This window comes from Nonomuraea pusilla, assembly GCF_900109355.1.
GTDB classification, from domain to species: Bacteria; Actinomycetota; Actinomycetes; order Streptosporangiales; family Streptosporangiaceae; genus Nonomuraea; species Nonomuraea pusilla.
In genome coordinates this window covers 482,464-495,279 of record NZ_FOBF01000004.1, presented here as the reverse complement: position 1 = coordinate 495,279, position 12,816 = coordinate 482,464, and the positions used below count along the sequence as shown (strand labels likewise).

Sequence of the window (12,816 nt, the reverse complement as noted above, 5' to 3'; positions counted from 1 at the left end):
TACGGGTAGAGGGCGGACGTGGTGGAACGCGTGACGGTGGTCGTGGCCACCAGGAACCGGCTGCGGGCGCTGGCGAGGTCGCTGCCCCTGCACCCGCGCCCGGTGATCCTCGTGGACAACGGCTCCACCGACGGCACCCCGGGCTTCGTCCGTCGCCACTTCCCCGACGTGCACCTCGTCGAGGCGGGCGCCAACCTCGGCGCACCCGCCCGCAACCTCGGCGCGCGCCTGGCCAGGACGCCGTACGTCGCCTTCGCCGACGACGACTCCTGGTGGGCGCCCGGCGCGCTCGACCTGGCCGCCGACGTGTTCGACGCCCACCCGCGGCTGGCCCTGCTGGGCGCCCGCGTCCTCGTCGGCCCCGAGGAACGGCTCGACCCGGTCTCGCAGGAGATGGCCCGCTCGCCGCTCGGCGTCGAGGACGACCTGCCCGGCCCCGGCGTCCTCGGCTTCCTCGCCTGCGGCGCGGTCGTGCGCAGGGACGCCTTCCTGCGGGCGGGCGGCTTCGACGACGTGCTGTTCTTCTTCGGCGAGGAGGAACGCCTCGCCCTCGACCTGGCCGCGGCCGGCTGGGGGCTGTCCTACGTGGACGGCGTCGTGGCGCACCACCACCCGTCGCCGTCGTCACGCGACCCGGAGGCCAGACGGGCGCTGGCCGTCCGCAACGCGCTGCTGACGGCCGTGCTGCGGCGTCCGTGGAGCGTGGTGGCCAGGCGGGCGGTGGCGGCCCTCGGCGGCGGGCGGGCGGGCCTGCGCGGGCTGCGCGACGCCGCGCCCAGGCTGCGTCCGGCGCTGGCCGCGCGCCGCCCGCTGCCGCCCGCCGTGGAGCGGGCCAGGGACCTGCTGGACCGGCCCGCCCGTTACCCCGCCGGCCCCCGGGTACCAGGCGTCCTATGAGCAACGCACCGAACCCGATCCAGCTGCAGAAACACCTGTCCGGCGTCGACTACCCGGCCGGCAAGGACGACCTCGTCAGAGCCGCCCGCGAGCACGGCGCGGGCGACGACATCGTCAAGGCCCTGGAAGCCATGCCCGACCGCCAGTACGACGGCCCGAACGCCGTCAGCGAGGCGGTCACCGAACGCTGAACACCGACGCGCGGCGCGCCGACGCCCAGGACGGCCGCGCCGCGCCCCCACCGCCCGCGCACCGCCGCCAGCGCTTCCATAAGTAGATGATCGATATATATTGATCACATGAGACAGATGCAGGAGCCGACCTTCCTGATCCTGACCGCGCTGGCTGCCGGTCCACAGCACGGATACGGCGTCATCACCGACGTCGAGCGCATCTCGGACGGACAGGTCCGCCTGCGCGCCGGCACCTTGTACGCCGCTTTCGACCGGCTCCAGGGAGAGGGCCTGATCGCCGAGGACCGGGAGGAGATCGTCGACGGCCGGGTGCGCCGCTACTACCGGCTGACCGGCGACGGCGCTGCGAGACTGGCGGCGGAGGCCGAGCGGATGCGCAGGCACGCCAAGGCGGCCACCGCACGCCTGCGCGTGATCGGCTCCGGAGGAACGGCGTGAGCCCGCTCGAAGACCGCTACCGGCGGCTCCTGGCCTGCTATCCCCGCGACCACCGGGCGCGGCACGAGGCGGAGATGATGGGAGTGCTGCAGGCGGGAGCACGGCCAGGACAGACCCGCCCGGACCTGGCCGACGTGGCCGACCTGCTGTGGGGTGCGGCGCGGGTGCACGCCCGGCGGGCCTTCGGCGCGGTCTCCGCGGGCGCCTGGCGCGACGGGCTGGCCGTCGCCGTGGCGCTGTGGCCGTTCCTGATGCTGGTCTCCGAGGTGGCGACCGTGCCGCTGCGGGTCGCCGAATCCCTGCGCTGGGGCACGGCCTTCCTGGAGCGACCGCACTCGATCCGCCTTCTGACCGAGCCGGCCCTTGTCGCGGCCCTGCCCGCACTGGCCGTGCTGTTCGGCCGCCGGTGGATCGCCGTGCTCGCCGTGGTCGCGTTCGCGTTGCACAAGATCGAGCGCCCGGGCCCTGTACTGGATCTGGACAGCCTGTTCTCTCCGAACTACGGAGCCCTCCTGCTGGCCGAGGTGATGGCGCTGGTCATCGCCTTCATGCCGGTGGCCTGCCGCGTGGTCAGGCTGATCCCCCGGGGCGCCTTCCTGCTGTGGGGGCCGCTCGCCCTGGCGGGGCTCGTCGCCAGCAAGGCCATCGTGCGCGCGCGCTGGGTGGACGCGATCGCCGACCACGTCCTCACGAGCTGGAAGCCGGTGCCGTGGCTGATCGTGGTCGCGCTGGCGGCCGGGTACGCGTGCCGCTCCGCAGTGGGCCGGCGGGCGGCGCTGCTGCTGTTCCTGCCCGCGGCGGCCCTGGGCGACCTGGGGGACCTGCCGTCGGTGCCCACCTCCACGGCCCTCGCCCAGTGCGGGTGCGCGGCCCTGGCCTTCACCGCCGCGGCCGTCTTGACCCTGCGGCGGAGCGGTCAGAGCCGAGCCCCGGCTTCTTGAGAGACGAGCACCCCGCCGCGGGCGCCGCGCTCTCCTGGCGGGAAACGCGGCCGAGGGACGTCAGGGCACCTTCCAGCCGCGTTCGAGCAGGGCCTGGGTGAGGGGGGCCGCGGCGTCGGGCTGCACCGACAGCTCGGCGACGCCCAGCGGCAGCCCGGGGGCGTGCTCCAGCCGGACGTCCTCGACGTTGACGCCGACCTCGTCGCACACCTGGAACAGGCGGGCGAGCTGGCCGGGACGGTCGCCGATGACGACCTGCACCACGACGTACGCGGGAGCGGGGCCGCCGTGCTTGCCCGGGATGCGGCCGTGCCCGGCCACGCCCCGCTTGAGCAGCTGGGTCAGGTCCTCGGCGGCGGTGCCGTCGCCGACCGCGAGGGCGCGCAGCGCCGACGCGGCCTCGGCGAGGTCACGGGCCACCGCCTCCAGCACCTCGGCCACGGGGGCGGCGTTGCCCGACAGGATGCCCAGCCACAGGCCCGGGTCGCCGCCCGCGATCCTGGTGACGTCGCGCACGCCCTGCCCGGCCAGGCCGAGCGCGACGTCCGTGGCGTCGGCCAGGCGCGCGGCCACCGCCGACGCGGTGACGTGCGGCGCGTGCGAGACGACGGCCACGGCGCGGTCGTGCTCGTCGGCGCCCACCTCCACCGGGTTGGCGCCGCACAGCTCGACCAGCCGCAGCACGGCCGCCTTCGCCTCGGGGGCCGACTCGGGGGTGGGGCACAGCGCCCACGGGCGGCCGAGGAACAGGTCGCCCCTGGCCGCGCCGGGCCCCGACTTCTCCCGCCCGGCGAGCGGGTGCGAGGCCACGTACGCGGCCATGTCGCAGCCCGTCGCGGCGGCCCGCTCGATCGGCTCGGCCTTGACGCTGGCCACGTCGGTGTAGAACGCCGCCGCGCCGAGCGCCTGCAGCCGCCGCAGCTCGTCCGCCACGTACGCGGGCGGCACCGCGATGACGGCCAGGTCGGCCCGCTCGCGCTCCGGCTCCCACTCCGTGCCCGCGCCCAGCTCCCTGGCCAGGCGGACCGCCGCCGGGTCGCGGTCGGCGAGCAGCACGCGCACGCCGCGCTGGCTCAGCGCCAGCGCCACGGAGGTGCCGATGAGACCGGTGCCGACGACCAGCACGGTGCGGAGTTCGGAGGCCATCTCGTTGTCCTGAAATATCCGGCTGTTATGGGTGTGTGGCGGTGCTCGTGGTGCTGGTTTCTCTGGTGGCGGTGCTCACTGAGCGATGTCCTGCCGCAGCGCCACCGCGCCGCGCAGGTACACGTGCTGGATCTCCGACCGGGGACGGTCGGTCTCGACGTGGGCCATGAGGCGTACCACGCGGGGCAGCGCGCCCGGCACGTCGATCTCGGTGCAGCAGATCAGCGGCACCTCGTGGAACCCCAGCTTACGCGCCGCGAGGGCGGGGAACTCGGCCGTCAGGTCGGGCGTGGCGGTGAACAGCACGCTGATCACGTCGTCGGTGGTCAGCTGGTTGCGCTCCATGATGGCGGTGACCAGCTCGGTCGTCCCCTCGATGATCGCGCCGCGGCTGTCGGCGTCCACCTGGATCGCCCCACGGATCGCCCGCACCATGTGGTTCGTCCCCTCCTGTAAGCGGGAGAGCCCGTGCGGGTTGCGCACGGGCTCCTGCGTTCCGGACAGATTACAGCTTTACCGCCGCATACAGGTCACCGACCTCTTTCAGGGTCAGCGCCCGGACGGTGCCCGGCTTCGTACGGCCCAGCTTGACCGGACCGAACTCGATCCTGGCCAGGTCGATCACGCGGTGCCCGGCCTCCTCCAGCATGCGCCTGACGACGTGCTTGCGGCCCTCGTGCAGGACGACCTCGACCAGCGCCTGCTGGGCGTGCTCCTGCACGATGGCGAAGCTGTCGGCCCTGGCGATGCCGTCCTCCAGCTCGATGCCCTGCTTGAGCCTGCGGCCCAGGTCGCGCGGGATCGGCCCCGGCACCTTCGCCCAGTACTTCTTCTGCACGCCGTAGCTCGGGTGGGTCAGCCGGTTGGCCAGCTCGCCGTCGTTGGTGAGCAGCAGCAGGCCCTCGGTCTCGGTGTCGAGCCTGCCCACGTGGAACAGCCGCGGCGCGAGCTCCTGCACGTAGTCGGCCAGGCACGGGCGGCCCTGCGGGTCGTCCATGGTGGAGACGACGCCGATGGGCTTGTTCAGCGCGTAGTACACCAGGTCGGGCGCGGTGGGGATGCGCTTGCCATCGACGTGGATGATCTGCGTGGCCGGGTCGACCTTCGCGCCGAAGCGCCGCACGACCTGGCCGTTCACGGTGACGCGGCCGTCGCCGATCATCTCCTCGCAGGCGCGGCGGCTGGCCACGCCCGCCTGGGCGAGCACCTTCTGCAGGCGCACGCCGCCCGGCACCTCAGTGGTGTCACGCTCGTCGGTGTAGCCCTCGGGGTAGAAGTCGCGGTCGCGGACCGGCTGGCGCGCCGTCTTGAACCGGTTGGCCGGCTGCCGCTCGGCGGGGCGGCGCGCGGAGTCGCCGATCGTCTGGAACCCGTCACGCCTCGGGGCGCCGTCCCTCCTGGAGGCGCGCGGTCCGCGGGCGTCGTCGTCGCCGCGTCCGTACCTGCTGCGGGAGGACGCGGCCGTCGGGGCGGCCTGGCCGCGCCCGCCCTGCTCGGGACGCCCGCCGCGGCCGGCGCGCAGGGCGCCGCGCTCCTGCCCCCCGCCCTCGCGGGACGGCCGCTCGAAACGCCCGGACCGATCGTCGCGGCCGGGACGCTCGGAACGGTCGTCGCGGTTGAAACGCTCGGAACGGTCGTCGCGGCCGGAACGGTCGTCCCTGCGGAACCGGTCGGAGCGGTCGTCCCTGCCGCGGCGGTCGTCCCTGCCCGGGCGGTCGAAGCGCCCGGGGCGGTCGTAGCCGCCGTCGCCGCTGGGAGAGCGCTCGGGACGGTAGCCGTCGCCCCTGCCGCCACCTGCGCGGTCGCGGTCGTAGCCGCGCTCCTGGACCCGGCCCTGGACGCGGTCCTCGCGGCCCGGAGAGCGGCCGTACCTGGCGCGGGAGCCGCTGCGGTCGGCCCGCAGCGCGTCGCGCGCGTCGTCACGGGCGGCGAACCGGGAGCCGCCCCGCTCGCCCGCGCGGGAACCGGTCCTGGAGTCGGCCCGGAACGAGTCGGAACGGAAGGAGTCGGAACGGACGTCGTCGCGGGAGCCACGGGAGTCGCGGAAGCCGCCGCGCGAGTCGCGGGAGTCGCGGGAGTCGCGGGGGCCGGAGCCCCGGAAGTCCCGCGAGTCGCGGCTGCGGGAGTCGCGGAAGCCGCCGGAGTCGCGGGAGTCGCGGGAATCGTCGCGGCGGGGGCCGCCACGGGAGTCGTCGCGGCGGGGGCCGCCGCGGGAGTCGTCACGGAAGGCGTCGCCGCGGGAACCCCCGCGCGCGTCGCCCGAGCGGAAGGCGGGACGCCCGCCGCGGCCGGAGCCGCCGGCTCGTCCACGACCGCGTCCATCACCGGACGGGGTGCTGCGCCTGTTGATCACTTTGCTGTCTCCTCGAGGTTCTCCACGTCGTCGGGGAGGAAGGGCGCGAGCTCGGGGAGCTCGCTCAGGTCCCGTAGTCCCAGACGTTCAAGGAAGTATGAGCTTGTCCGGTAGAGCACCGCTTGGCTCTCCGGGTCGGTGCCGGCCTCTTCGACCAGGCCCCTGGCGACGAGCGTCCGCATGACGCCGTCGCTGTTGACGCCGCGGATCGCGGCGACGCGGGCGCGGCTCACCGGTTGCCGGTAGGCCACGACCGCGAGTGTTTCCAGCGCGGCCTGGGTGAGCCGCGTCTGCTGGCCGTCGCGTACGAACCGCTCGACCAGCGGGGCGCAGTCGGCCCGCGTGTAGAACCGCCAGCCGCCCGCGACGTCCCGCAAGTCAAAACCCCGCCCGGAGGCCGTGTATTCCGCCGAGAGCCGCCGCAGCGCCGCCGCGACCTCCTGGGTGGGGCGTTCCAGCACCTGGGCCAGGGTGATCTCGGCGACGGGCTCGTCGACGACCAGCAGGATCGCCTCCAGCGCGGCCTCCAGCGAGGGCCCCCGCCCGGCGGTCTCCTCCTCCACCGTGTCCCCGGCCTCCTCCCGCGCAGGGGGAAGGGAGGTCACAGCCTCGCGCTCCTCCCGCGCAGGGGGCCGTGCGGGGGGCACGGCGGCCGCGGGCTCCTCGCGGACGGAGGCCGCGGAAGCGTCCGCCTCGGGCCCCTCCCGCACCGGAGCCACGGGAGCCCCGGCGTCGGGCTCCTCCCGCACCGGAGCCACAGGAGCCCCGGCGTCGGGCTCCTCCTGCGCCGACGCCACGGGGGCCGGGGGCTCGGGCTCCTCCTGCGCCGACGCCTCGGACTGCTCGGGCCGCTCCCCCGCCGGGGTCCCCGGGCCGGCGAGCGACCCCGGCAGGGTCATCCACGCGGGCAGCGGCGGCGTACGGGAGGTGGGGTCATGCGTCATCGGTAGGTCTCTCCGCGGATTCCTCGTAGTCGTCGCCCACGGCGACGTCGCCGTCGTCGGAGCCCGTCCAGGTCACGTGCAGGTCGCCGAGCGGTTCGACCTGCTCGAACGTCACCGCCGACTCCCTGAACAGCTCCAGCACCGCCAGGAAGCGCGCGATCACCTCGAACGTGCCCTGGCAGTCGGCCACCAGCGTGCGGAACGTGGCCTTGCGCAGCCGCCGCAGGTGCCGGACGAGGATCGCGGCCTGCTCCCTGACGCTGGCCAGCGGCTGGTAGACGTGGCCGAGGCTGACGGTGGGCGGGGCCTTCGGGGTGAACGCCCTGGCTGCGATCTTGGCGAGCTGCTCGGGCCCGATGCCGAGGATCAGCTCGGGCAGCAGGTTCGCGAACTGCGGCTCCATCGGCACCGTACGGGGGAAGCGCAGCGCCTCCTCGGCCATGCGGCCCGCGAAGACCTTGGCCACCTCCTTGTACGCCTTGTACTGCAGCAGCCGGGCGAACAGCAGGTCTCGGGCCTCCAGGAGGGCGAGGTCCTCCTCGTCCTCCACCTCGCCCGAGGGCAGCAGCCTGGCCGCCTTCAGGTCGAGCAGGGTGGCCGCGACCAGCAGGAAGTGGCTGGTCTGGTCGAGGTCCCACTCGGGGCCGCGCGAGCGGATGTAGGCGATGAACTCGTCGGTGACCTTGGAGAGCGAGACCTCGGTGATGTCGAGCTTGTGCTTGGCGATGAGGCCGAGGAGCAGGTCGAAGGGGCCTTCGAAGACGTCCAGGTGGACCTGGAATCCCCCTTGCCCGGTCTGCTCTGCGGTCACCTGGCCATTGTGGCAGGCGCGGGCCAGCGCGAGAGCACTTCTCTGGCCAGCTCGCGGTAGGCGTTGGCGCCGAGCGACGACGGGTCGAAGGTGGTGATCGGCTCTCCGGCGACGGTGGCGTCGGGGAAGCGGACCGTCCTGTTGATCACCGTGTGGAAGACCTTGTCGCCGAACGCCTCGACGACGCGGGCCAGCACCTCGCGGCCGTGCAGGGTGCGCGCGTCGTACATGGTGGCGAGCAGGCCCTCGATCTCGAGCTCGTCGTTGAGCCGCTCCTGGACCTTGGAGATGGTGTCCATGAGCAGCGCGACTCCGCGCAGGGCGAAGAACTCGCACTCCAGCGGCACCATGACGCCGTGGGCGCAGGTGAGGGCGTTGATGGTGAGCAGGCCGAGCGACGGCTGGCAGTCGATGAGGCAGACGTCGTAGTGCGGCAGCAGCGGCTTGATGACGCGGCCCAGCACCTGCTCGCGAGCGACCTCGGTGACGAGCTGCACCTCGGCGGCCGACAGGTCGATGTTGCTCGGCAGCAGGTCGAGCCCTTCGACGCCGGTCTCCAGCAGGACGTCCTCGGCGGTGACGCCGCGGTCCATCAGCAGGTTGTAGACGGTCAGGTCGAGCTGGAGCGGGTTGATGCCCAGGCCGACGGAGAGCGCGCCCTGCGGGTCGAAGTCGACGAGCAGCACCTTCAGGCCGCACTCGACGAGCGCCGCGCCCAGGTTGATGGTGGTGGTGGTCTTGCCGACCCCGCCCTTCTGGTTGACCATCGCGACGACCCGGGCGGGCCCGTGCACGGCGGGCGGCACCGGGTCGGGGAAGACCGGTCTGGGGCGCTGCGTCGGGCCCAGGTTGACGCCGTTGGAAGGCGCGTTGGTCTTCGTGTCACCCCAAGGGTTGTCGGGGGAACCGTTGGTCGTCACAGTCACCAGCTCGAACCTCCCTGACGATCCCGAACCGGACCGTCCGGACGGACACTATGGCGTCACTACTTAACGCGGCAAGGCGGCACGCCGGGATGCGGCACACCGCAAAAGACTATAGATCACTGCCGGGCACGCGGATGCGCCGCCGCGTACACCTCGCGGAGCTTGTCGACGGTCACCAGCGTGTAGACCTGGGTGGTCGTCACCGAGGCGTGGCCGAGGAGTTCCTGCACGACCCTGACGTCGGCTCCGCCGTCGATGAGGTGGGTCGCGAAGGAGTGCCGGAGGACGTGCGGGGATATCCCGGCGAGCCCGGCGCGTTCGGCGGCGGCCTGGAGCACCTCCCACGCCCCCTGCCTGGTCAGGCGGCCGCCGCGCGCGTTGAGGAACAGCGCGGGCGTGCCCCGGCCGTGGGCGAGCAGCCCCGGCCTGGCCCTGACCAGGTACGCGTCGAGCGCGGAGCGGGCGTACCTGCCGAGCGGCACCACCCGGGAGCGCCCGCCCTTGCCGCGCAGCAGCACCTGGTCGTCCTCCAGGTCGTCCACGGCCAGGCCGACGGCCTCGGAGATGCGGGCGCCGGTGCCGTACAGGAGCTCCAGGAGGGCGCGGTTGCGGAGGGTGAGCGGCGCGCCGTCGGGGCCGGAGGCGGCGATGAGCCGCTCGACCTCGTCGACGGCGATGGCCTTGGGCAGCCTGCGGCGCTGGCGGGGCGGCCGCACCTCGTGGGCGGGGTCGTGCGCGGTGACGCCCTCGCGCAGCGCGAAGCGGTGCAGCCCGCGCACGGCGGAGACGGCGCGGGCCGCGGAGCTGGCCACGAGGGCGGGGTGCTCGCCGTCGCCCTCGCGCAGCGCGGCGAGGAAGGCCTGGACGTCGGCCTCCCCCACCTCGCCGAGCTCGGACCTGCCGCGGGCGCGCAGATGGTCGACGTACCGGCGCAGGTCGCGCCGGTAGGACGCGAGCGTGTTGGCGGCCAGGCCCCGCTCCACCGCCAGATGGGCGAGGTAGCTGGAGAGGACTGCCTCCACGAACGGTCCTTCCGTCACTCCTCGGGGGCGTCGGCGGGGCGCAGGCGCGCGAACCGCTCAGCCGAAGCCGCGTACGCCGCGAGGATACCGGCCACGGCCGGGGAATTGTGGATCATTCCGGAGAGCGCCTTGTCCACGGCCTCGGCCAGCGGCACCCATTCCACCGGCATGTCGATCTCCTCGTGCCGGTGGACGAAGCCGTTCTCCTCCTCGGGGATGGGCGTCACGTCGCGGGCGAGGAACACTCTGATCCGCTCGTTCGACATGCCGGGCGAGGTGGCGAGGTCGACCAGCGTGTGCCAGGTGGCGGCGCGGTAGCCGGCCTCCTCGGCCAGCTCGCGCGCCGCGCCGGCGACGAGCGACTCGCCCTCCACGTCGCGCAGCCCCGCGGGCAGCTCCCACAGCAGGCGGCGCATCGGGTGGCGGTACTGGCGGATGAGCAGGACGCGGTCCTGCTCGTCCAGCGCCACCACGGCGACCGAGCCGGGGTGGACGACGTAGTCGCGGTCGGCGACCTCGTCGCGCGGCATCCTGACGGTGTCGGTGACCACCTTGATGACGCGTCCGGAGAAGTGCTCGGCGGACGCGACGACGTCCCACGCCTCGGGCGTGTCCTCGATCCTCACTTGGCCACCTTGGCGGACACCCGGCTGTCGGCGTACGCCAGGGAGGCGGAGATGAGGCCCTTGAACATCGGGTTGGCCCTGGTCGGGCGGGAGCGGAACTCGGGGTGCGCCTGCGTGCCGATGAAGAACGGGTGGACGTCCACGGGCAGCTCGGTGTACTCGACGAGGCGGCCGTCGGGCGACAGGCCGGAGAAGACCAGGCCGACCTGCTCCAGCTGCTCGCGGTAGGCGTTGTTGACCTCGTAGCGGTGGCGGTGCCGCTCGTCGGCCTTGGCCTTGCCGTACAGCTGCCTGGCCAGCGTGCCCTCGCCCAGCTTGGCGGTGTAGCTGCCGAGCCGCATGGTGCCGCCCATGTCGCGCTCGCCGGCGACGACGTCCTCCTGGTCGGCCATGGTGGAGATGACCGCGTGCTTGGTGTCGGGGTCGAACTCGGCGGAGTTGGCGTCGGTGATGCCGGCCATGTTCCTGGCGGCCTCGATGACCATGCCCTGCATGCCGAGGCAGATGCCGAGCAGCGGGATCTTGTTCTCGCGGGCGTGCCGGATCGCGCCGATCTTGCCCTCGATGCCGCGCACGCCGAACCCGCCGGGGATCAGCACGCCGTCGACGCCGTCGAGCTCGCGCTCGGCCCCCTCGGGGGTCTCGCAGTCGTCGCTCTTGACCCAGCGGATGTTGACGCGCGCGTCGTTGGCGAACCCGCCCGCGCGCAGCGCCTCGGTGACCGACAGGTACGCGTCGGGCAGGTCGATGTACTTGCCGACCAGCGCGATGGTGACCTCCTTGGCGGGGCGGTGCACCCGGCGCAGGAGCTGCTCCCACTCCTTCCAGTCGACGTCCCTGAACGGCAGGCCGAGCCTGCGCACCACGTACGCGTCGAGGCCCTCGGAGTGGAGCACCTTCGGGATGTCGTAGATGGAGGCGGCGTCGACGGCGGAGACGACGGCGTCCTCGTCCACGTCGCACATGAGGCTGATCTTGCGCTTGATCGCCGTCTGGACGGCCCGGTCGGAGCGCAGGACGATCGCGTCGGGCTGGATGCCGATGCTGCGCAGCGCGGCGACGCTGTGCTGCGTGGGCTTGGTCTTCAGCTCGCCGGACGGCCCGATGTAGGGCAGCAGCGAGACGTGCAGGAAGAAGACGTTGTCGCGGCCCACCTCGTGCCTGATCTGGCGGACGGCCTCCAGGAACGGCAGGGACTCGATGTCGCCGACGGTGCCGCCCACCTCGGTGATGACGACGTCCACCTCGGGACCGGCCATGCCCCTGATGCGGTCCTTGATCTCGTTGGTGATGTGCGGGATGACCTGGACGGTGTCGCCGAGGTACTCGCCGCGCCGCTCCTTGGCGATGACGTTGGAGTAGATCTGCCCGGTGGTGACGTTGGCCGAGCCGTGCAGGTCGGTGTCGAGGAACCGCTCGTAGTGGCCGACGTCGAGGTCGGTCTCAGCGCCGTCGTCGGTGACGAACACCTCGCCGTGCTGGAACGGGTTCATGGTGCCGGGGTCGACGTTGAGGTACGGGTCGAGCTTCTGCATGGTGACCCGGAGACCGCGTGCCTTGAGCAGGCGACCGAGGCTGGAGGCCGTGAGCCCCTTGCCGAGACTGGAGGCGACACCGCCGGTGACGAACAGATGCTTGGTTTGCGATGCGCTGCGCAAAGGGGCTCCCGTGGCTCGAGGTGTGGCCGAAGTGTCCACGGGCTCTCAGGATATCAAACAACGCCCCCGACATGCCCGAACAGCATGACCTAGCGGTAACTTTGGTCCTTATGGCACTTGTACGGCGGGCTTTGGGCACGCTGGTCCACCGGGCGTACGCGGCGATACGCCAGGCGGGCGCGATCTCCCCGGCCAGCCCCGCGGGCTACCGCTTCGGCCGGATCGGCGACGGCGTCAACATCGCCTTCCCGCCGGGAGCGATCTTCGGCGAGCGGTGGATCGAGATCGGCGACCACACGCTGGTCGGCGAGCGCGTGTCGCTCTCCTGCGGCATGGGGCCCGGCGTGGACCTCGGCCCCGGCTCGATCCTGCGCATCGGGTCGAGCTGCTCGATCGGCAGGGGCACGCACGTCGTCGCCCACCAGTCGATCGACATCGGCGACCACGTCTTCACCGGCCCGTACGTCTACATCACCGACCAGAACCACGTCTACGACGACCCCGAGACCCCGATCGGCAGGCAGTGGCCGCGCAACAGCCCGGTGTCGATCGGCTCGGGCTCGTGGCTGGGCACCGGCGCGATCATCCTGCCTGGCACGTCCCTGGGCCGGCAGTGCGTGGTGGCGGGCGGCGCGGTGGTGCGCGGCTCGTTCCCCGACCACAGCGTGGTCGCGGGCGTCCCTGCCCGGCTGGTGCGGCGCTACACGCCGGAGCACGGCTGGCACGCCCCCGGCGTCGCCGCCCTCGCGGCCGAGCACCAGGCCGCCGCCGAGTACCAGAAGCCCGAGTACCAGAAGCCCGACCATCAAAAGCCCGGGTACCAGCAGCCCGAGCGCCAGAAGACGGCCTGACCGGGGCCC

At 73.1% G+C, this 12,816-nt stretch carries 14 protein-coding genes; 5 read left to right on the top strand and 9 right to left on the bottom strand.

The window, feature by feature from the left end; translation table 11 throughout:
- Positions 1-21: 21 nt before the first annotated feature.
- From BMX74_RS11220 to BMX74_RS11205, 4 genes are all read left to right on the top strand, one after another.
- Positions 22-897, top strand: a complete 876-nt coding sequence (locus tag BMX74_RS11220; protein WP_091100196.1) for a glycosyltransferase family 2 protein — start codon at positions 22-24, stop codon at positions 895-897.
- On the top strand, positions 894-1,088 hold the full coding sequence (locus BMX74_RS11215; protein WP_091100019.1) for a DUF2795 domain-containing protein: 195 nt from the start codon (positions 894-896) through the stop codon (positions 1,086-1,088). The genes BMX74_RS11220 and BMX74_RS11215 overlap by 4 nt, the downstream gene beginning before the upstream one ends.
- Before the next feature lie 108 nt (positions 1,089-1,196).
- A complete protein-coding gene (locus BMX74_RS11210) occupies positions 1,197-1,529 on the top strand; it encodes a PadR family transcriptional regulator (RefSeq protein WP_055502980.1) in 333 nt (110 codons plus the stop codon).
- Positions 1,526-2,470, top strand: a complete 945-nt coding sequence (locus tag BMX74_RS11205; RefSeq protein WP_091100016.1) for a hypothetical protein — start codon at positions 1,526-1,528, stop codon at positions 2,468-2,470. The genes BMX74_RS11210 and BMX74_RS11205 overlap by 4 nt, the downstream gene beginning before the upstream one ends.
- 60 nt (positions 2,471-2,530) lie before the next feature.
- On the opposite strand, the gene BMX74_RS11200 is transcribed toward BMX74_RS11205, so the two are convergent.
- The 9 genes from BMX74_RS11200 to BMX74_RS11160 form a co-directional block, all read right to left on the bottom strand.
- Positions 2,531-3,616 carry a prephenate dehydrogenase gene (locus BMX74_RS11200; RefSeq protein ID WP_055502982.1) on the bottom strand — a complete coding sequence of 362 codons (1,086 nt, stop codon included), beginning with the start codon at positions 3,614-3,616 and terminating at the stop codon, positions 2,531-2,533.
- A gap of 75 nt (positions 3,617-3,691) precedes the next feature.
- Entirely contained in the window at positions 3,692-4,051 is a 360-nt protein-coding gene (gene aroH / locus BMX74_RS11195; RefSeq protein WP_055502983.1) for a chorismate mutase, read from the bottom strand.
- 70 nt (positions 4,052-4,121) lie between these two features.
- Entirely contained in the window at positions 4,122-5,969 is a 1,848-nt protein-coding gene (locus BMX74_RS11190) for a pseudouridine synthase (RefSeq protein ID WP_256256875.1), read from the bottom strand.
- Entirely contained in the window at positions 5,966-6,532 is a 567-nt protein-coding gene (gene scpB / locus BMX74_RS11185; protein WP_055504018.1) for an SMC-Scp complex subunit ScpB, read from the bottom strand. Before scpB ends, BMX74_RS11190 begins: the two co-directional genes overlap by 4 nt.
- Before the next feature lie 370 nt (positions 6,533-6,902).
- A complete protein-coding gene (locus BMX74_RS11180) occupies positions 6,903-7,724 on the bottom strand; it encodes a segregation and condensation protein A (protein WP_091100015.1) in 822 nt (273 codons plus the stop codon).
- Positions 7,721-8,650 carry a ParA family protein gene (locus tag BMX74_RS11175; protein WP_082534848.1) on the bottom strand — a complete coding sequence of 310 codons (930 nt, stop codon included), beginning with the start codon at positions 8,648-8,650 and terminating at the stop codon, positions 7,721-7,723. The genes BMX74_RS11180 and BMX74_RS11175 overlap by 4 nt, the downstream gene beginning before the upstream one ends.
- Positions 8,651-8,766: 116 nt before the next feature.
- On the bottom strand, positions 8,767-9,672 hold the full coding sequence (locus tag BMX74_RS11170) for a site-specific tyrosine recombinase XerD (protein ID WP_176573335.1): 906 nt from the start codon (positions 9,670-9,672) through the stop codon (positions 8,767-8,769).
- A 14-nt stretch (positions 9,673-9,686) separates the two neighbouring features.
- Complete coding sequence (locus BMX74_RS11165; RefSeq protein WP_055502987.1) at positions 9,687-10,298, bottom strand: NUDIX domain-containing protein; 612 nt, start codon at positions 10,296-10,298, stop codon at positions 9,687-9,689.
- The gene (locus BMX74_RS11160) at positions 10,295-11,956 is read right to left on the bottom strand and encodes a CTP synthase (RefSeq protein WP_055502988.1); all 1,662 of its coding nucleotides are present in this window, start codon (positions 11,954-11,956) and stop codon (positions 10,295-10,297) included. The genes BMX74_RS11165 and BMX74_RS11160 overlap by 4 nt, the downstream gene beginning before the upstream one ends.
- A gap of 110 nt (positions 11,957-12,066) precedes the next feature.
- Between BMX74_RS11160 and BMX74_RS11155 the strand changes: the two genes are divergently transcribed.
- Positions 12,067-12,807: an acyltransferase gene (locus tag BMX74_RS11155; protein ID WP_091100012.1), complete on the top strand. Its 741-nt coding sequence runs from the start codon at positions 12,067-12,069 to the stop codon at positions 12,805-12,807.
- Positions 12,808-12,816 lie beyond the last annotated feature (9 nt).